The sequence below is a fragment of the Roseiconus nitratireducens genome (assembly GCF_008629675.1).
Taxonomy (GTDB): Bacteria; Planctomycetota; Planctomycetia; order Pirellulales; family Pirellulaceae; genus Stieleria; species Stieleria nitratireducens.
Window position 1 is genome coordinate 311,185 of record NZ_VWOX01000008.1, and the last position, 20,717, is coordinate 331,901.

The 20,717-nt window shown below is 57.2% G+C and carries 13 protein-coding genes; 9 read left to right on the plus strand and 4 right to left on the minus strand.

The window, feature by feature from the left end; genetic code table 11:
* The first annotated feature begins 337 nt into the window (after positions 1–337).
* On the plus strand, positions 338–3,298 hold the full coding sequence (locus tag FYK55_RS15825) for a DUF1553 domain-containing protein (RefSeq protein WP_235908728.1): 2,961 nt from the start codon (positions 338–340) through the stop codon (positions 3,296–3,298).
* Positions 3,295–4,740 carry a DUF1501 domain-containing protein gene (locus FYK55_RS15830; RefSeq protein WP_150077408.1) on the plus strand — a complete coding sequence of 482 codons (1,446 nt, stop codon included), beginning with the start codon at positions 3,295–3,297 and terminating at the stop codon, positions 4,738–4,740. The genes FYK55_RS15825 and FYK55_RS15830 overlap by 4 nt, the downstream gene beginning before the upstream one ends.
* Before the next feature lie 293 nt (positions 4,741–5,033).
* Here the strand turns inward: FYK55_RS15830 and FYK55_RS15835 are convergent, their stop codons facing one another.
* Both FYK55_RS15835 and FYK55_RS15840 read right to left on the minus strand, forming a co-directional pair.
* Positions 5,034–6,683 carry a right-handed parallel beta-helix repeat-containing protein gene (locus FYK55_RS15835; RefSeq protein WP_150077409.1) on the minus strand — a complete coding sequence of 550 codons (1,650 nt, stop codon included), beginning with the start codon at positions 6,681–6,683 and terminating at the stop codon, positions 5,034–5,036.
* A 35-nt stretch (positions 6,684–6,718) separates the two neighbouring features.
* Positions 6,719–7,072, minus strand: coding sequence for a DUF3604 domain-containing protein (locus FYK55_RS15840; RefSeq protein ID WP_150077410.1), 354 nt, complete (start codon positions 7,070–7,072; stop codon positions 6,719–6,721).
* Between the two features lie 17 nt (positions 7,073–7,089).
* On the opposite strand from FYK55_RS15840, the gene FYK55_RS15845 reads away from it, so the two are divergent.
* From FYK55_RS15845 to FYK55_RS15855, 3 genes are all read left to right on the plus strand, one after another.
* Positions 7,090–7,539 (plus strand): STAS domain-containing protein, encoded by a 450-nt coding sequence (locus FYK55_RS15845; RefSeq protein WP_150077411.1) that lies wholly within the window; start codon positions 7,090–7,092, stop codon positions 7,537–7,539.
* A 424-nt stretch (positions 7,540–7,963) separates the two neighbouring features.
* Complete coding sequence (locus tag FYK55_RS15850) at positions 7,964–11,842, plus strand: protein kinase domain-containing protein (protein ID WP_150077412.1); 3,879 nt, start codon at positions 7,964–7,966, stop codon at positions 11,840–11,842.
* Between the two features lie 550 nt (positions 11,843–12,392).
* Positions 12,393–13,949 (plus strand): peroxidase family protein, encoded by a 1,557-nt coding sequence (locus tag FYK55_RS15855; protein ID WP_150077413.1) that lies wholly within the window; start codon positions 12,393–12,395, stop codon positions 13,947–13,949.
* A gap of 81 nt (positions 13,950–14,030) precedes the next feature.
* Here the strand turns inward: FYK55_RS15855 and FYK55_RS15860 are convergent, their stop codons facing one another.
* Positions 14,031–14,711 (minus strand): family 16 glycoside hydrolase, encoded by a 681-nt coding sequence (locus FYK55_RS15860; RefSeq protein WP_150077414.1) that lies wholly within the window; start codon positions 14,709–14,711, stop codon positions 14,031–14,033.
* Between the two features lie 535 nt (positions 14,712–15,246).
* On the opposite strand from FYK55_RS15860, the gene FYK55_RS15865 reads away from it, so the two are divergent.
* The 3 genes from FYK55_RS15865 to FYK55_RS15875 all read left to right on the plus strand — a co-directional run bounded on the left by FYK55_RS15865 (position 15,247) and on the right by FYK55_RS15875 (position 18,280).
* Complete coding sequence (locus tag FYK55_RS15865) at positions 15,247–15,813, plus strand: hypothetical protein (RefSeq protein ID WP_161604540.1); 567 nt, start codon at positions 15,247–15,249, stop codon at positions 15,811–15,813.
* A gap of 17 nt (positions 15,814–15,830) precedes the next feature.
* Positions 15,831–17,153 (plus strand): hypothetical protein, encoded by a 1,323-nt coding sequence (locus tag FYK55_RS15870; protein WP_150077416.1) that lies wholly within the window; start codon positions 15,831–15,833, stop codon positions 17,151–17,153.
* Between the two features lie 410 nt (positions 17,154–17,563).
* On the plus strand, positions 17,564–18,280 hold the full coding sequence (locus tag FYK55_RS15875) for an OmpH family outer membrane protein (protein ID WP_150077417.1): 717 nt from the start codon (positions 17,564–17,566) through the stop codon (positions 18,278–18,280).
* Positions 18,281–18,394: 114 nt separating this feature from the next.
* Here FYK55_RS15875 and FYK55_RS15880 read toward each other — a convergent pair whose 3' ends face one another.
* Positions 18,395–18,874 carry a nuclear transport factor 2 family protein gene (locus tag FYK55_RS15880; protein WP_150077418.1) on the minus strand — a complete coding sequence of 160 codons (480 nt, stop codon included), beginning with the start codon at positions 18,872–18,874 and terminating at the stop codon, positions 18,395–18,397.
* Between the two features lie 964 nt (positions 18,875–19,838).
* Between FYK55_RS15880 and FYK55_RS15885 the strand changes: the two genes are divergently transcribed.
* On the plus strand, positions 19,839–20,699 hold the full coding sequence (locus tag FYK55_RS15885) for a hypothetical protein (RefSeq protein WP_150077419.1): 861 nt from the start codon (positions 19,839–19,841) through the stop codon (positions 20,697–20,699).
* The last annotated feature ends 18 nt before the right edge of the window (positions 20,700–20,717 follow it).

The window sequence follows — 20,717 nt, forward strand, 5'->3', positions numbered from 1 at the left end:
AACGCAATTCTCTTGGGTAAACTTAACGATTCCCCGCCTCGCCACATCGAAGGCAGTCATTGACTTTCTGATGTCCCGCCTACTGCCCCCTCACTCGGAGGCCGTGCAGCTTTCCGAGTCAGTGAATGACCTGCTTTTTGAAATTCACCCTCCCTCCGGGAGGGTCAAAGGCGAGGCACGAGCCTTTGGGGAGGGTGTCTTCAATCACCTCATTAAATCGATCACATCCGCCGTGCCCCTCCCCGCCTCGTCGCAAGCTCCTCCGCGACCCTCCCGGAGGGAGGGTGAAATAAAGCTGCGCGACCTCCTCGCCCTCGGGTTGATCTTTGCTGCGCCGTTGTTCGCTCCGGCGGACGGCGCCGAAGCCATTGATTTCAACCGCGACATTCGGCCAATCCTGTCGGACCATTGTTTTCAGTGTCACGGGCCCGACTCCCAGACCCGCCAAGCGGATCTGCGACTGGACACGTTCGCCGGCGCGACGGAAGACCTGGGGGGTTACGCCGCTTTGGTGCCGGGCGACGTTGATTCAAGCGAACTGCTGCGGCGAATCAACGCCGACGACGAACCGATGCCGCCGGTCGATGCCAAGATTCCCCTGAGCGACCAGCAAAAAGAACTTCTCCGATCCTGGATCCTGTCCGGCGGCGAATTTGACCAGCACTGGTCTTTCCGGCCATTGCAGCGACCGCGGATCCCCCAGGTTGCTCAGCCGACCCGCAATCCAATCGACGCCTTCGTCGCCGAAAAACTGGAAGCGGCGGGACTGCCGTTTTCACCCGAAGCATCACCGCAAACTCTGATTCGCCGCGTCACCTTGGACCTGACCGGTCTGCCACCGACGCCCGGCGAGGTCGATCAATTCGTCGCCGCGTATGAACGAACGCCAGAACTGGCCTGGGAACGTCTGGTCGAACGTCTGATCGCATCGCCCCGCTACGGCGAAACGATGGCCCTGCCGTGGCTGGATGCGGCGCGTTTCGCGGATACCGATGGATACCAATACGACGGTCCGCGCTACCAATGGCGATATCGCGACTGGGTGATCGACGCCTACAACCGCAACCTGCCGTTTGATCAATTCACCATCGAACAGCTCGCCGGCGACTTGATCCCAGGTGCCGACCTGTCCCAGCACGTCGCAACGGCGTTCAATCGCAATCACCGCTACAACTCCGAAGCGGGCCTGGTCGTCGAGGAGTTTCTGCTGGAGAACGCCGTTGATCGCGTCGACACCACGTCCACGTTGTGGATGGGACTGACCGTTGGCTGCGCACGCTGCCACGACCACAAATTCGATCCGATCACCCAGCAGGATTACTACAGCCTGATCGCGTTCTTTAACAGTGTTCCGGAATCGGGTCGGGCCATCAAAAGTGGCAACTCGGAACCCGTGATGCTGGCCCCCGACGCACGTCAACAAACCCGTTGGGAATCGATGCGCCAAGCCGTTTCCGACGCCCGGGCGGCATTGCGGCCCACTTCGACGAAACCGGCCGAAGGTGTGTTGATCGATCGAGGCATCGCGCACCACTTTCCGCTTGACTCGCTTCCCGAAAGCCAGGCTGCCGCCCGCGGCAAGGCGACGTTTGAAGAAGATGCGCTGCAGTTGGACGGAGCCTCCTCGCTGGAACTGACCGGATTGAAGAAGTCCGTCACGTTTCGTGCCAACCAACCGTTCACCGTGTCCTTCTGGATCCGCCCTGACGATTCACAGGACGGCATCATCCTGTCACGTCAGAACCCCGGCACCACCCGACCCGGGATCGAGGTCGCTCTGGTTGACGGAGGAAAAGTCCGCTTCGACTTGATCACCCGCTGGCGGGCAGGCGTGGGACGCGTGACTTCCGAACACGGTTTGCCGACCGGCACGTGGTCCCACGTCACGCTGACCAACGACGGATCGCAAAGCGCCAACGGGCAAAAGATCTACATCAATGGGCAACCGGTCGTGACGGTCGTGGACGACAACACCAACAGCAACACCGGGGGCGTGAAACCGGATCGTCCGCTGATCGTTGGTGCGGGGATTCGCCCCGGATCAAGATCGCTGCGCGGCGCCTTGCGCGACCTCCGGATTTACAGCGTCGCACTGTGGTCGGACGAGATCGAAGTTCTGGGTGCCCCGGCGGACAGCGAAATAAGGACGCGTTTCGCACGCATCAAGCCGACGCCACCGTACGAGCGGTACGTTGATCTGCGACTGCAACTGCAGGCGTACGAAGAATCCTTGCCAACCGTGATGGTGATGCGCGAAGCGGAAGCACCCAAGCCGACCTACGTCCGGCGGCGGGGCGTCTACAACGACCTCGGTGATCGGGTGCAACGAAGTGTCCCCGCCATGCTGCCGCCGATGGATGAATCCTTGCCTCGCAATCGGCTGGGACTGGCGCGGTGGTTGGTTTCACCAGAACACCCGCTGACCGCCAGGGTCGCGGTCAATCGATACTGGCAGAAATACTTCGGGGCCGGGCTGGTGAAGACCCCCGAGGACTTCGGAACACAGAGCGAAGCGCCCAGCCACCCTGAATTGCTCGATTGGTTGGCCGTGACCTTCATCGAAAGTGGATGGAACATCGCCGAAATGCAAAAGCTGATTGTTGGCAGCCGAACGTACCGCCAGCAATCGCAGGTGACGCCCCGGCATCGCGTCGCCGATCCGCAGAATCGCCTGCTGTCCCGAGCTCCCCGGTTGCGATTGAGCGGACAGGCAATTCGTGATCAGGCACTGTACGTCTCCGGACTGCTATGCGAGCAGGTCGGCGGACCTTCGGTTAGCCCGTACCAGCCGGACGGATTGTGGGCCGAAATGAGCATGGGCATGAAGTACAAACCGTCCACCGGCGCTGACCTGTACCGGCGGAGCTTGTACACGATCTGGAAACGCACCGTGGCGCCGCCGGTGATGTCGGTCTTCGACGCGGCCGACCGGGAATCGTGTCAGGTCCGCCGCGAGCAAACCAACACACCGCTGCAGGCATTGACGCTGCTGAACGAAACCGGATTTGTCGAAAGCGCCCGGCACCTTGCCGCCCGCATGTTGCGCCAACGAGATCCGCTGCAATACGGATTCCGTTCACTGACAGCACGCCAACCCGATGCGGAGGAGTTGGCGGTACTGCGCAAAGCGTGGCAGGACTACCGCGATCACTTCGAATCGCGACCGGAGCAAGCGGCGGAACTGATCGCCGTGGGACAGTCGCCGGTGTGCGACGATCTTCCCGCAACCGAGGTCGCGGCGATGACGTCCGTGGCCAACCTGCTGCTGAATCTGGACGAAGTCATTACCCGTGAATGAGTGATCTCGCTGTGATGTTTCCAAACCCGGGGCGTCGTGACTTCCTTGCCAGCGGTGCACTTGGGCTCAGCGGCATCGCACTGAGTTCATTGCTGGGACGCGGCACTGCCGATGCCGCGCGCCTCGCCACCGATCCGCCGGCGGACTACCTGCGATTCGCCCCCAAGGCCAAACGGGTGATCTACCTGTTTCAAAGCGGTGGACCGCCCCAGCACGATCTGTTCGACCACAAGCCGTTGTTGGAAAAGGTTCATGGTCAGGAAGTTCCCGAATCTGTCTTTCAGGGACAACGGTTGACGGGAATGACGGCCGGCCAAAGCTCCTTTCCGGTGGCGAAAAGTCTGTTCAAGTTCTCCCGGTTCGGCCAATCCGGAATCGAACTCAACCGCGAGCTGCTTCCCCACCTGGGCGGCGTGGCCGATGAGATCGCGGTGATTCGTTCGATGCACACCGAAGCGATCAATCACGACCCCGCCATCACGTTCTTTCAAACCGGTTTCCAATTGGCGGGCCGACCCAGTGTCGGTGCCTGGACCAGCTACGGACTAGGAAGCGAGAATGAGAACTTGCCGGCCTACGTGGCGATGACGTCCAACCGTGGTGGCCAGGCGTTGTATGACCGATTGTGGGGTTCCGGCTTCCTGCCGTCGCATCATCAGGGCGTGCGGTTTCGTAGCGGAAGTGATCCGGTGTTGTACCTGGGCAATCCGGCGGGCATGTCGGATTCGCTGCGGCGACAAACGCTTGATCATCTGGGACAACTCAACGCGATGCGATTCGAGCAGGTCGGCGACGCGGAAATCCAGACCCGCATCGCGCAGTACGAGATGGCCTATCGGATGCAAACCTCGGTGCCGGAATTGACGGACCTGAGCACGGAGCCGGAAGACACCTTCCGGCTTTACGGTGAAGACGCCCGGCGGCCGGGAACGTTCGCGTACAACGCACTGATGGCACGGCGGTTGTCCGAGCAGGGCGTGCGATTCGTCCAGCTGTTTCATCGCGGTTGGGATACCCACAACGGGTTGCCCAAACAACTCCGCCAGCGTTGCGGGGAAACCGACCAGGCGAGCGCGGCGCTGCTGTCGGACTTAAAACGACGGGGCCTGCTGGACGAGACTCTGGTCATCTGGGGTGGCGAGTTTGGGCGAACCGTTTATTGCCAAGGCGACCTGTCGCCCAACGCCTACGGTCGTGATCACCATCCGCGATGCTTCAGCATTTGGTTGGCCGGCGGCGGAATCAAGGGCGGAACCGTCCACGGAAAGACGGACGAATACGGCTACAACATCGTGGAAAACCCCGTCAGCGTGCACGACCTGCACGCCACCCTGCTACACTTGATGGGAATCGACCACGAACGGCTGACGTTCAAGTTCCAGGGCCGGCATTACCGCCTGACCGACGTGCACGGCAAAGTGGTCCAGCCCATCCTCGCGTAAGTCAGGTATTAGGGACTTCATTAACGGCGATTTTTGACTCCGGTCACCTCAGGAACGACCAAGTATCCGTTGGTGCTCTCCTGTTCTGAACGCCTCAATTCCCGCCGGCGTCTGCCGCTGGTGAAGGTCCGGAGAACTGTGACGCTCACATGGGTGAAATCGTCCGAAGCGGATTCGGAGCAGGGCTTCAAGCTGGCGGTTGGTCCAGCCTCCGCAGGGTGAGCGTGAAAGGCTCTTCATGGTCAGACAGGTGTGTCACCACCGTAAGATCGCACACATTTCAAGTTGGAATCTTAACGTTGGTCCGAGCGAATCAATTTGTTCGCATCTTCTCGGGACGGTTTGTTGTCGATCAGACAGATTTGATCAGACGGCGATGCGGTCGTAGCCTCGTTCTCAGAAACGATGGGTTCCGATGCCGGCTTCTCAATAACGAACACCGCACGGTGAAATTTTCTGGCGGAGTTTCTCCTGGCATTCACGTGACCTTCGGCGGAGTGCAGAGCGTGTCGCCAACCAGTTACTTCGTTATCTGTCATCACGACCGTTGATCCCTTCAGCCCCCAGATCGCGAAATTCGGCGGACCGACTTTACGCAGGGCTGTTCCATGGAACCGGTTATTTGCAGCCACCACAGTTCCCGCGACCCGGATCCCCGCAACGCCGCCCCCGCGGATGACATTCTGCTTGAAAGTTGCAACCGATCCGGCAAACACCATCACGATCGGCGGTAGGCCGTCCTTTCGGGAAAGTTCGTTGCCAACCAGGTCGACCGTCCAGCCGGGATTGATGCCAACGGCCACTAGTGCGTTGTCGATCACGCGGTTGTTCTCAACGTGCGACTTGCCATCTTTGCCACTCGCAAACCCGATCCCTGACCTATTGTTTTGGTGCAGGTAGTTGCCGATCAGTACGGTCTCCGTGCCGCCCATCTGGCCAATACCCGACTCTTCATTTTCAAAGCACTCGTTTTCGATGATTCTGGGGGTGGCTCGCGTGCGTACGCCAATTCCGGCGAGCTTGTTTCGGTAACAGCGATTCTTGCGGATCGTTGGAGCTGCGTTTTCACTCACGCCGATGCCGGCCATCTCGTTTTCATAACAATCGTTGTCTTCGATCAGTGGACGCGTGTCGCTACCGGTCCGTACTCCGATCCCTGCCCGACGATTCCGGTAGCACTTGTTTCTGCGCACTTCCGGTGACGAATCATCGCTGATGCCAATCCCCGCTCGCACGTTACCGTAGCACACGTTATTGACCACAAGCGGACTGGCTGAGCTGTGGCCGATGCCAGCATAGAAGTTCTCGAAGCAAGTATTGCCACGTATGGTGGCCCTGGAGCCGTTCATCGATCCGATGCCGGCGCCCATGTTGCGATAACAGACATTGTTCTCGACCAGAGGGGAACACATCTTGCCTTCGACGCCAACGATACCGATCCCAGAATCTCCGATGTGATAAACAATGTTATTGCGAATCTCGCACGTTGCACCGACTGCCGCGATGCCTACCACACCCGGAGCTCCTATGTGCTCGTACAACTGATTGTCGCCTTGACTGGCATGATGCGTTTTCCATTCATTGTCGTCGTAGATGCCCACGTTGCGAATGGTAAAACCATCAAGCGTCGCCCCCTCGGCCATCTCAACGCCTGCTCCGGAGCCCTGTTCTTTGCCACCGTCAATAATCGTCGCCTCAGCCCTCTTGAGGCCCAACTTGCCCTGCAAGTCATCTCCTTCGCTCCGCAATGTGACGTTGGCCTTCAGCACAACACGTTCGGTGTACGTGCCGGGCTCGACCACCACAGTGTCGCCAGCTGCCGCTGCATCGATTGCAGCCTGGAGCGTCACATAGTTCTCGGGTACTCGCAGTTCGGCAGCGCTGGCAAGCTGAGCGAGAAGAACAAACAGCAGGAGCGGTCCTACACGAGGGACAATGAACATCTTACGAGAGTCTCCAGGGGCCTGTCATCCGATTCTCAGTTCTGTTCGTTGTACACTAGTCGAACCGTCTCGGCGAACTCGTCGTTGGGCCAGAAATCGGGCACGACTTCGGAGTTGCCCTTGATCTGCATCATCTCGATCAAGGTCTCCATACCGGCCCGCGTCTCGACATAGGACTTGGTGATCGCTTGCTCCTCGGCGGCATCATGGGTCAGTGAGAAAGTGAGGCGCCGGGCAAGCTGCCGCCGGACCTTGCTTGACTCCAGTCGCAAAGCGACGACAGCCCCCTGCCGTCGGCGCGAGCCGACGGAAACGGCCGCCAGAACACCACCAGCCGCGGAGCGGCGACAGCGACTCCGGATCACCGAGAGACGAGGCAATCCTTTCATTGGTTCCCGATTCCCTGATGATCATCTCTTCAAGAACTCCCGAAGGCGAGCCAAACCGATGTCCGATCTGCCGCGAAGAGATTTGGCTGGATCCCTCACAGCCGACTGGGGATGCTCCGTGTCCGAACTGCGGTCACTTGCTTTGGTTTTCCGATCCGCCAATCGCCGTTGTGACTTTTACTTCCGGCGAAGTTGTCGACGAGTCTTCCTGGGATCAATTGATGCATCTGGGAACTGCCCGTCAACCTCCAAGACTATTGCTGAACGTCGAGAACATCTCCTTGCCTTCATCTACCGCGCTGACGCAACTTGTCGTTTTGAATAGAAAAATCAAAGAGCAAGGTGGCCGACTCGTGCTTTGTAACATCAGTCCCAATCTGAACGAGCTGTTCAAAATCATGCGAGTCAGAACGCGATTCGAAATTTATTCGGATCAAGAAGCAGCGTTTAAAGCACTGGCTGACTGAATGAAACCAACGATCGTGATCGCGGCAGAGGAACCGCCAGTGGTGAAGAGCTTGGCACGGAAGAAATCTCTCGATTCGATGTATCGACCGAAGCTCTCCGCTGAACTTCAGAAACGCTCGAATCGCCGTCGGTGTACCCCCGTTCGGAACACACTGATTCTTGCCGGCGACGCCCGCCGGACCGAGTTCGCAGGCCGAGAAAGTCGCGTCGGTCTCCACCACCTCGTGCAATTCGCGAAGCCTGTTCGACGCCTCGGTGGATCCAACTTCGTGGCGTTGCGATCCACGCTTCCCTGTCGATTCAGGGTGTCCCTCGTTCGAACCACCTGCGCAATCCCCTCGAATTGTGGATCGCCGCGCATCCACCTGCTAGAAAAGGGCTCATTACCGTAACAGGTATTGTTCGTGCACTCAGGTACACCGCATGTCGCCCGAAGAACGCGAAAGCAACGAGGCTCTTGAATCACTTATTGCCAGATACATTGAGGCCGAAAAGAGTGGCCGGGGCCTCGATCGGGATGCGCTGATTGAGGACAATCCAGACCTTGCTGACTCGCTGCGAAATTTCTTTTCCAATCATGACCGAATGAAGGCGGCGGCGGATCTTGAGTCCTCCGGGCTGCCACCGGGTGCAAGAGGGCTGGATGATCCGACCCTCCCGTCGACGGCGAAAACGCAGGACGATGTCACGATTCCCCCAAAGGCGAGGCAAGGCGATGCGTCCGTGGGCGACAAAGTTCATTACTTCGGCGATTATGAACTCCTGGAAGAGATCGGTCGTGGCGGAATGGGAGTCGTCTTCAAGGCTCGGCAGATTAACCTCAATCGCATCGTGGCGTTGAAAATGATTCTCTCCGGCGAGTTCGCTGGGGAAGAGGACATCAAACGGTTTCACACGGAAGCCGAAGCGGCGGCTCAGCTGGACCATCCCGGCATCGTCCCGATCTTCGAGATCGGTGAGCATCAAGGCCAGCATTACTTCTCAATGGGATTCATCGAAGGAGAAAGCCTGGCGCAGAAGGTCGCCGACGGGCCGCTACCACCGATCGAAGCTGCTGAGATTGTCAAGAAAGTGTCCGAAGCGATGTCGTATGCGCACGAATGTGGCGTGATCCACCGCGATCTCAAGCCGGCAAACATTCTTGTTGACCGGAATGATCAGCCGAAGGTCACCGATTTCGGGTTGGCCAAGAAAACGGCAGCCGACAGCAACCTCACCGGCACAGGTCAGATCCTCGGTACACCGGCGTACATGCCACCAGAGCAAGCGTCTGGTAAGCCAGATGTTGGCACACTTGCTGACGTCTATTCTCTCGGGGCAATCACTTATTGCCTGTTGACTGGTCGACCGCCGTTTCAGGCTGCGACTCCGATCGACACGTTGTTGCAAGTATTGAACAAGGAGCCAATTGCTCCAAGGCAACTCAACCCGGCTGTCCCGATTGATCTGGAAACGATTTGCCTTAAATGCCTCAATAAGGAATCGAAAAAACGGTTTAGTTCACCGCGTGAGCTGAGCGATGAGTTTCAACGCTACCTGAGAGGCGAACCCATCCAGTCGCGTCCCATTGGCCAAGTTGAGCGTAGTTGGCGATGGTGTCAAAGAAATCCGACCACCGCTGCTCTGCTGGTCTTGTCGGCATTCTTCCTGCTTTCTGGCACGGCCTTTTCCGCATACTTTGCCTTGGCATCCAAGCGTGACGCTGCGTTAGCGTTGAATGCGAAAAGCCTCGCGGAGCAAAATGCGGCCGCGGCTCTCACGGCAAAGTCCTTTGCCGAAAAGGAGAAACTTCGCGCCGATCAGGAAGCTGCAGAAGCTCTCGCGGCCAGAGCTCGAGCAGACAGGCAAAAGGACCTCGCCCGAGAGCAGGAGGAAAAGGCGGGATGGCGTCTTTACGCCAATCAAATCGCATCCGCGCAACATGAGTGGGATGCAAACAATGTAGTCGGAGCAAAACAGCAATTGACCGAATGCCGCTGGGACCTGAGAGGCTGGGAGCACGATTATCTGTACACGCAGTTTTCGCAAGAGAACAAGGTCATTGCAGCGACGGATCCAGTTCCGGGTGCCCGAATCACCACCAGCATCGCCTACAGCCCCGACGGTCGTCGAATTGCGAGTGGCAACAACAACGGTTCAATTCAAGTCTGTGATGCAAGGACGGGCCGGCAGCAACGATTACTTTCCGGGGATCATGGGGGCCGGATTTCAAGTATCGCTTTTGGCTCAGATGGCACACGAATCGTGAGCGGTAGCTCCGGAGGGAAGACATCACTGGTTGTTTGGGACGCTACCACGGGGAAACAGATACACGCACTGGGAGACAGTTCGGTTCCAAAGGGTCGCGTCGGCAGCGCAAATGGCAGCGTTCGGGCCGTCACGTTCGGCCCTGATGAGAAAGAAGTGATGTCTTGTTACTACGATGGCACGCTAAAAACCTGGGACCTCGCGACCGGCAAACAGATCAAGACATTGGCTCGAAGACCACGCGGAGCTAGGAGAGCTGCGATCAGCCCGAACGGCCGATGGTTTGTCACCAGTTCGACGAGTGATTTGGCCCTCTGGGATTCTCAGCGAGGGCAGTTGCGTCAACGACTTGAGACTCAAGACAGCACCATTGTCAGCATCGCTTTCAGCCCCAACGGTCAGAGATTCGTGAGCTCTAGCGCCGGAAAACTGAAAACATGGGATGCTGACTCAGGTCGGTTGCTGGATGTGATTCGAGTTGACACTCGTATCAACTGCGTCGCATTCAGTCCCGACGGAAAACGCCTTGCAGGAGCTGGTGAAGATGGGACGGTAACGATTTGGGACGCATTCACTGGGCGCCGACTGACCGTGTTACGAGGACATGTTGCCGCCGTCCAAACAGTTGCCTTCAGTCCAGATGGTCGGAAACTTGCCAGCGGTGGGTATGGCAGAGGCATTGTGATTTGGGACATAGCCGGGGAGCAATCGCGAGAGTCTGTGAATAGACATGGCCGCCCTCTTGCCATCAGCCCCGATGGAAAGCGGATGGTCAGTGGCAGTAGAGAGAAGAGACTGATTGTCTGGGATCCTGAAACGGGCGAGGAAAAAAAGACCGTTCCTGGACATCGACGCGACGTCGACAACGCGGCTTTCAGCGTTGACGGAAAACTCTTGGCTAGCGGAAGCTGGCATTACTATTCGTTTGAGGAGAAAAACAGTGTTCCTGGCGAACTGAAGATTCAGGACCTCGAATCCGGCAAGGAGGTTTTCACGGTCTCTCTCGCCAAACCCCTCGATTCTGTGAAATGTGTTGCTTTCAGTCCTAACGGAAATCGAATCGCAGTTGGTTTGAATCAGTCGTGTAAGATCTGGAACTTCGCGACGCGTGAATTAGCGCAGGAGCTAGACGGAGGTGCGCGGTGCCTGGCGTTCAGCCCTGACGGAACACTTCTGGCGACCGGCAGCGACCGTCATGGGTCGAAGGTTGCAAAAATTTGGGATGCGGAAACGGGACAAGAGCTGATCGCGCTCGACGGCATCGATCACGCTATCCTGAGTATCAATTTCAGCCCCGATGGCAAACGAGTCGTCGCATCTGGGGGTGATTGGGATCCCGATAGGCCCTCGGCGGAGTTGGCGATCTGGGACGCGTTTTCAGGACACCGGTTGGTCTCGCTGAAAGGGCACTCCGAGGCCGTTCGTGATGCGGCTTTCAGTCCAGATGGCGGGCAGATCGTCAGCGTTGGGGATGGACTTCGAATATGGGATGCGACGACGGGTCAGCAGACGATGTCGTTGCCAACAATTGGTGGTTCACAAGTTGCTTTCAGTCCTGATGGAAAACGGATCATTTGTGGGGCAACGATTTTGAACGCCTCAAAGCGACAAATGAATGCTGGCCTCGCCGCGAAGATCAATCGTGATGTTTGGAAGCGTGTATCCGTAGCGAACGGGCGATCCCTTTCGGAGAGGGAACTCGTGCGATTTGCGGACGTATGCCAACAGTTTCCGGAGTCGGCCTACTTTCGATCACTTGGAGCAGCACGATATCGTGCTGAACAATATGAACTGGCAATCGAAGCCGTTGAGCGGCCACTGAAGCAACAGAGCGGACTACAGTCGTTGGTCAAACGCTCCGACGTTGATCCCGCGGCGTTGGCTCTATTGGCAATGAGCAACTATCAACTCGGTAACGTGCGAGAAGCCAATGGCCTCTATCAGCAACTGATCGTGAGCATGAAGCATGAAGAATTCAGTGACGACGACGAATTGAAACGATTCTTCAGCGAATTGAGTGCTCTGTTTGACCGACCTGAAAACGAGACGGACTGAGGGCCGACGGCGAATTGAGCGAAGGTGAATCTATTCGACGATCCTGCCGTCGAAGCGATTCACAGGGGCCACATTAACGTTGCTTTGGTGCCCACCAGGCACGATCCAGCTTCCGTTAACTAAGCGGTATTGGACTTGACGGGGTGAGCGGAGAATTGGGAAACGCGCGCGAATCCGACACATCATCGATGCAGCCAAAGCAGGATTGGGGAATCACTTTGCCTGTCCCTGTCTTTCTCCGCGTTGCCAAACCGTTGAAAGTGGCGCTATCAGCCAACTAGTTGAACCAACTGTGCCGGGCCAATACGAAAGGGAATAAGAGTTGCCGTCGATCAAACAATGGTTTGCGGACTGCAGCGACGTGGCAACACGAACGTCTTCCTGGGGAATAAAACGCAACAAACAACCGGCGGCGAGACGTTCGCGAACGATTCAATCTCGGATCAACGCGATCGCCGAAGACATGGAACCGCCACCGATACGTGACTGTGGATGGATGCTTCTTTCTGACCGTCGAACGTCTGTGTCTATCAAATGAGGGAACCCATTGATGAAACGTATCATTTTACCCTTCGTCGTTTTGTCAGCAGCCAGTCTTGCCATGGCCGCCGATTTTCCGCTCACCTCAACCCGCAGCTTCGACGGAAGCGGAAATACCATCGGTGGTGCGGCGGGGACGCCTCTTTTGCGAATTGCGCCTGCCAATTACCCGGGCAATGGTTCGGGCGACGCGATCAACCGACCGCCGCGTGTCTCGAACGCGCGGACGATCAGCAACGTCGTTGTGAACCAGCTCAACTCCTTGCAGAACGATCGCAGTCTGAGCGACATGGTGTGGGCTTGGGGGCAGTTCATCGACCACGATATCGATTTGACGCTGGTCAGTTCTGCTAACGGCACCGCTGACATCCGAATCGAGGATCAAGGGAATGACCCGCTCGCACCAGGTCCAATCCTTTTTGATCGCTCCGATTTCGCGGCGGGTACCGGCACGCCGGGAAATCCTCGTCAACAGATAAACGAGATCACGGCTTTTATTGACGCTTCCAACGTGCATGGCTCCGACGCAGAGTTGGCCAGTTTCTTGAGAACGTTTGAAGGTGGCAGGCTCAAATCGAGCGTGGGGGATCTGTTGCCTTTGGAAAGTGGTTTCTTTTTTGCCGGCGATGTGCGGGCGAACGAGAACGTGGTGTTAACGTCGCTGCATACGCTTTTTATGCGCGAGCATAATCGACTGGCCGAACGCATCGCGAATCAATTTCCTCACGCAGATGACGAGGAGATCTACCAATTGGCGCGCAAGATCGTCGGTGCCGAATTGCAAATCATCACGTACAACGAGTTTCTGCCGGCCTTGCTGGGCCCAATGGCACCGTCGTTGGCTGATTACATGGGCTTTGACGATAGCGTCGATCCGGGCATCGCCAACGAATTCTCCACTGCGGCTTACCGCTTCGGCCACAGCATGCTTTCGCCGAATCTGGTGTTGGCAAATAAGGATGGTCCTTTCGGCCAGTTGCCGCTGCGCGACGCTTTCTTCAATCCTGACTTTTTGAAGAACGATCCTGCCAGCGTTGACTTTCTGATCAATGGATTGACCTATCAAAGGGCCCAGGAGGTCGACAGCATGCTAGTCGACGATGTGCGGAACTTCTTATTCGGCGCCCCCGGTAACGGAGGCCTGGACCTCGCTTCACTCAACATCCAGCGTGGGCGTGACCACGGGCTGCCGTCGTACAACGCGGTGCGGATGGCCTACGGGCTTGCTCCCGCAGAAGACTTTGACGACATCAGTTCTGATCCCGTGGTTCAGCTCTCGCTGGCCATGGTGTACGAGTCACCCGATGAGATCGATGCTTGGGTCGGTGGACTGGCCGAGGATCACGTCCAGGGAGCCAGCGTGGGCGAGCTGGTCGGCGTTGCGTTGGCGGATCAGTTCGCCCGACTACGCGACGGCGACTTCTTCTTTTTCCTGAACGACCCCGACCTCGATCCCCAGTCGATCAAGTCGATCATCAAGCTGGACAACTTCAGGCTGTCCAGCGTCATTCACGATAATACGAGCATCAAGAATGTTCCCCGGGACGTTTTCATCCTGCCGGATTGACAAGGTTTTGACGACAGCCGGTGAACGGCCTTCCGATCATCGACCGGACCTGTTCGAACCAAAGTTTTCCGTTCCGCGTTTTTACGGCGCCCGCAGTGCGAAGTGATCGTAGTGGACCTCGCGATCCACCGTCGTCAGATTCATGTTCGATTTGGAAGCGTGGGCGATGCCTTCGGATTGCAATCGCCCCACTTGCTGGCCATCGATGGAAACTTCCATGACATCGCCCTCGATCCGGATCACAAGGTCGTGCCAGCCCTGCGGATCAAGCTCAACCGGGTTGCGCGACGACTTCCGCTGAAGCATGGCTTGCGTGGCTGCATCCAGTTTTTCTCCCGCCTTTCGTTTGTCGCGAATCTCTTTGAGAAAAATGCCCGTCTTGCCATCGTACAGCGTCACCATTTCCGGCCGGACGGCCACATGACAAATGTGACCGGCGTGAGACCCCTTGTACTCCAAATCCCGGATCATGACGGAGAAGCTTGGAGAACCGTTGAACTGGAACGAGACGCTGACCTCCAGATCGGATTGTGGGTCAAACTCGATCGTGTTCACCGACGGGTGGTCGGCGTCCTTGGGCGTGATCCCCACCAGAACTCCATCACGCTCCACCGACTCGCTCTTCCACTTGCCCCATCGCTTATCAAGCGTGCCATCCTCGAATTCGTCTTCAAACAGAACGGTGTCGAATTCTTTCGCTTGGACAATGGACGCTGCGGTGCAAACCATGATGCACAGCGATACGGCAAGTAGATTCTTCATGAACGGTTCTTCGTCTGGGTCAATGGACTTCAACTTTGGGCCAACGGCTTCGCCACAAGCCCCAGATTCTAGTCCAATTGGATCGGTGAGAAACCATGAAAGGCGGACGGTCCAGCTCGGTTGGCGGATCAGTGGAGTCAAGCTGCGGGGCTGCCCTGCGGATGCCACGAAGAGAATGGTCAACGATCCAAGCCCAGCGTCTAAATGACATTCGGCGCTGCCGAGAGACGAAATCTGTTATCCTTCGGGTATCTGAACAGCGTCACTCTGCGTAAGCCGCGTGGCGCTAGCCGCGGGTTTTCTCGCATCCACCGGCGGCTAGCGCCTTGCCGCTCATCACGCTGCAAATCACGGTGTTTTTGCCGATCATTGCACTGCCAGCCACCGTGCTTTCAAAATGGATGAATCGATCAAGTGTCCAGCTGAATCGCGATGCGAGGAAACTCGAATGCGGTCGTTTCTTGGCCTTGGTCTTCGTCGCTCGCCAGGACGGTTCATCTTGCTGTCGATGACTTCGGCATTGATTCTTGCAGGAATGCCGATTGGAATCGGCTGCAAGCGGACGGCGGATCACTTCGAATCCAACCAAATTCCATCGCGGAAGGAAGAACCGGCGGAGTCTGCGACGCTGCACGCGAACGATGACAATCCTGCTGGTCTTGATACAAGTCCGGTCGACACGGAATCCCCTGAATTGACCGCGTCAGCTCCAAGCTTCGATCGTCCCGTCACGGTTGCTGTCAATTATTCGGCTCGCAAAGACGGTGATGGGTGGAGAATCGAGGCTCAAGTCAGCCTACGGATTCTTTCCGGTCACTACATCTATGGAGACTTGGAAGAAAACACTCCGTTTGAACCGCTAAGGGTTGAACTGATACTTCCCGATGGCATGTCGCGTGACACAGAATGGACTTATCCGGTTCCATTGATTCAAAATGGGCATGCGACCTACGTGGATTCGGTATCCTTAACGTGTCAGCTACGGTCTTCGATGAAGTCGCAGGTTCCTATCGGCGCCGTGATCCGAATGCAGGCTTGCAACGACGAGGTCTGTTTTCCGCCTGCAACGATCGAACGACGTGATTCAGTTCAGTGGAAGTGAATGAGAGGGCTTATCAAATGTTGCGGCGAATCCTTATTGCCTTGTTGGTCGTGCTGGTCAGCCCCCACGGAGTCTCCCTTCGCGGAGAACAGCCAGGGGAAAAGTCACTTTCTGAACTTCGACTGCTGTATGTCGGCTCGGAGCGTGCGGAGGACTACGTCAGTTTTCTAGAAGACAAGGTCGGTCAAATTGAATCCGTCGATCGGTCAAGCTTCAATCCAAAATCTGCCGACCAGTTCGATGTCATCTTGTTGGACTGGCCCCAAAGCAGCGCCGCTCGCGAGACCCGCACGCAGGAATCTCCTCTGGGACCACGCGACCAATGGAGTCGCCCCACCGTGCTGCTGGGAAGTGCGGGTTTGAATCTGGCCGTCGCATGGGAAATCCATGGTGGATCAGGGTGCACTTGCATGGATCCTCTCGCCTACGGCTTCACGGACCACGAGATCTTTGAGCAACCGTATGCCATCGATCGAAACGCGATGATTCAGATTCCGACACCGGAAGCGTTTGAAGATGATCTTGATGACCCGACCATCAAGGTGCTGCCTCTGGTGAACAATTACAAAGCAAATTGGAGATCCGGATGGTGCACCTATTCCAGCCAATTTGAAAAGCACCCCGATGTCGAATTCTTCTGCGGAGGCGTCAACCACAAAACGCCAACCGCGGCGGGGCTGTGGCGGCAAGGCAACTTGCTGCACTTTGGGTTTCAGCAGTCCCCGGCCGAAATGAATGACCATGGGCAGCACCTCTTGCTGAATTCCATTGCCTACATCTCCCGGTTCTCTCAAGACCGTCCCATTGTGGTTCGGCCTTCCGTTTTTGCCGGAAAACCAGTCACCAGGTTTCGTTCGACACCGGCGAGCTGGCTGGCCAGGGGAGGCATTCGCGTGGATTGGGTCGAGAAGATGTTCGACGAGCCGACCGGAGAGGAACTCAAATCGATCGAGTCGATCGATGACAGAATCCAGTGGTGCAAGCAGAACCAGCGTTTCTTTTTTCCCAGCGATGGGCACTTGATGGGGATCGATCAAGACCTGAAAGCGATTGATGTCGGATTTGATGACCCGGACTTCTTCCAAATCGTCCTGGCGGATCTGAGTGGGACGTCTGCCGAAGCCAAATCTCGTGCCGCCAGATTGCTGAAACGCTACGTTCCGTGTGGTCCCGGACCCGATGCGACCGCGGACCAATGGAACCGGTGGTATGACGACCATCAGCCCTACCTGTTCGCGGTCGATACGGGAAAGTACCGGTGGTACATCGACGAATTGGCGAGGCAACGCAAGACGCCAAGTGAGAATCTTCGCGGCCCTCTTCGCGCGGATCAGGATTGAAGGCTCCGCCGCGAAATGTCGCGACGGAAGTCCCAGACGGCACGCCCCACGGACAGCCACACAGAAGGCCTCCGCCCTCAAGCAGACGCTTTCCCGCTCGGTCTGCCGGATTCCGTCGACATTAATCGAGTTGATCCAGCAAGCCACCGAGGCCTCCGAGCACACGGAGGAAGGGCGTCCGATCGTGTTAAATCCGCTCGCGACCAAAACAGTTGTCGGGCCGAGCGGCCAGGGGAAGTTCTGCAAGGCCTTGATTCAAGGGCGCGGCGCCCGCAAACCATCAAGATTGAATCGGTAGCGAGATTCGCCTAAAAGAGTCTTCTTATCAGATGGACGTGTCTGCCACTTTGAGAAGTTCAACGGTCTGCCAACCGTCAGGATGACTCCACAGAATCACGAGGATTGAGACCGTGTTGAAAAACCTCAAGGAGACCGCTCGACTGTTGCTATTCCTGCCGTCCTTGAGCCAACCGAGCCAGGTGCTGCGACAGTTCAGCAATGCTGTCATCATGTTGGTGGCCTTGGAAGGTTCTGCTCTGATTTCCTCCACGGCTTCGGGCCAACGGGCCGAACCGACGCATCAAGCGGGCCACCGCATCGGGCTGATCGATGTCGGCTACGTTTTCAAGAATCTTCCGGCGATCAAGGCCGATGTCAGAAAGCTCGAAGCCGACTCGCGGAAGGACCAAGACGAGTCCAAACGAGAGCGAGACCAGTTGAAGCAGGCCGTGGAGCACTTGAAAGCGCTCAAGGTTGGGACAGCGGAGTACGCCAGGCAAGAAGAGCGGGTCGCGAATCTGGATGCAAAGTTCCGGCTGATCAAGGTGCACAAACATCAAGACCCGAGCGACGCCCGGGTCAAACTTTATTTTGAAAACTATCAGCGAATCGTTGCGGCGGTGCGGGTCATTGCGACCCGCAAGGACATCAACCTGGTTCTACGCTTCAACGGCGAAGAATCGGACCCGGACCAAGACAAATCGGACGTCCGCGGTGTCACATGGAACGTCGTCTACCATGACAGCACCATTGATCTGACCGACGCCGTGATGCGGTATTTGGAACAGCCAACGAACACGTCGCAAGCTGCATCCGATGACAACGCATCTGCGGTCACCAACCGTTGATCGAAGCGGTATCGCACCGATGGGAAGCACCCTGCGTGCTGCCGTTCTCTGTCTGAACCATCCGGACGATCGAATCGCAGAAAAAACTGCTCAGACGGAAAGTCCGCCCGCGCCCTACTGTTCGTTGGGGACGAACTCGGACACGTGCCAATGCAAGATTTTCCAATCGTCGCCCTGTTTCGCCCACACAAGGGTGCCGCGATTGACTTGTTCTTCGGACTCGTCTTGGTCAGCTCCTTTGACCGCCGCGTCGACCATGTAGGTTGCGATCGCGACATCGCCGTGGACGGTCACTTTGATGTCCTTCGGCCGCAACTCCATTTCGGCCCCTCGTTCCTGGCCGTCCTTCAGCATCTTCACGATTTGCTGGCGAACTTCGTCACTGCCAATTTCAGTCAAGCCACCCTTGGCGACATACCCACTGGAACCGTTGGCGGTATGACCCATCGCTTTTTCAAACTCACCCGACGAGAGTTGGGAGTAAAACGTTTTCACGGCCGACTCCACTTGGCCTGGTTCGTGATGGTCGGCGAAGGTTTCGCTGGAAGGAATTGCCGCGACAAGAAAGAGAAGACACAGTGCTTGACGAAACATGGGAACGCTTCCTGGTGAAGAGGGGAGTAGAAACGCGTGATGCGCTTATGCCGCAGTGTCCGGCATCCCCAAGCCGACTTCAATTGTTTTCTCAAACATTCCGGAAGATGCCGCCAGAGCCGTCGACCCATTCTGGGCCCCCAAAAGACGCGGACTTCGATTCAGCCACGACCTGAATCCGCTGGAACGACCGCTTCGGTGGATGCGCCAAAGACGCCACGAGCAACAAGATTGGTCTGCTGGAGCGTCAATCGACTGAGCGGCCTCACGTGAGAGAACCACAATGATTCCTGGTTTGATAGCGACGGGGGTGAAGTTGACTGGGAGAGCAAGCGATTGGCCACCGGCTGGCCAAACTTTTCCCACCCTCGAGTCAAGCCGAGGCAGGAAGGACGGGTTTATGGCCGATGCTTGCTAACTTCTCGTCCGAAACCTCGGAGATCCCGCAAGTGGACGCCGTGTCGGATCAGGGCGCTTCCCCTGTGCATTTGCGCGTATATGCCCGCGCATCACGGCTCGTTGTCTGATAGCGACAAGCGATTTCGTGAATCGTCTGTCATCGTTTCGCCTTTAATGATCCAAAGGCAACGCAAATCGTGTGGAGGCGTTGACGCACGGGAGAGAGCACTGGAAAGCTCGATTCACAATTGAGAGCAATCGATGTCCGTCGTTGCGACGACGCCGCCTAAGTGTTTTGGTCCAGCATTTGCAAATTGCCGCGGCAATCCCACCCGCCAAATGATCTGGCGTACGGAAGCTCGATTGCTTCGAGCAAGAGGCCTCTTGAGCGCCCACCGTGCGACCCTGGTCGCGGCACTGCCCGGACGGATTCTCTCGACCTGACGAGAAGTAATCTCCGCAGCCGCACCCCATTGCAACCGATCGCGTCACTGAGACACAGAAGGTTGGCCGGGATGCATCTCCAAGTACTCGTAAACATTCCCCATTTTGAAAAGGTACGACGATGACTAAACGACGAACCAACTGGTGTCCCGTGGCAATTCTGGCCAGTGCGTTGGCACTGGCGTTCAGCGGCAATGCAAAGGTCGACGCTGCACCGCCCCATCCGCCAACAGGAGAAGAGAGCGCCAACAATCTGTCCGTCCCGACCATTTTTGTCCCCTCTATCGATGACTCTCCTTTTGCCGGGAAATGCACATCAGAAGACGACTCGCTAGAACCGATGGGTCCGATGGGCGTCGACACCGATGGAGACGGCGTGCCTGACGAGCACACTGAATACTACGTTCAAGGCATCGCCCAATGGCAGGCCGACTGTGACAGCGCGGATCCACATACAGTCGAGGTGGCGGCGGAGTGGGGCGACAATTTGACCAACGCGCCGCTGAAAGCGGGCACTCCGATCCGCGTGGAGATTGGCTTCCTGACGGTCGCCGACCGCGCGATGCCCGGCTACGTGGTGACCAAGCTGGATCCAACTCTTTTGGACAGGGAGTCCCATTACGGAACACTCGGCGAGAAAGTGGACGATTTCCTTGAAGTCCGAGTTTGGGATCACGACGTCCGGCTGGATATCCGCAGCACCGACGACAGCATCGTCGTGGCAGACATGGAAGATTTTAGCGCCGAAATCAACTCGACGGGTCGCATTGTCTACGGATTCAATTGGCAGAATCCCAAAGCCGGCGACTACGTCATCACCGTGATCGCCCCCAATATCGCTATCACGGCGGCCGATGCGGGCGAGATCTTGCCCGACAATATGGTGGCCGTGAATGTGACCGTCGGCAATAAGGGCGGCGGCAAAGGTTCGGGCGGTCGACCGGGCGACGTTGTCCCCGGCAAAGGAAAGAAGGGTCGATAGCCCATCCAACACCGTGGC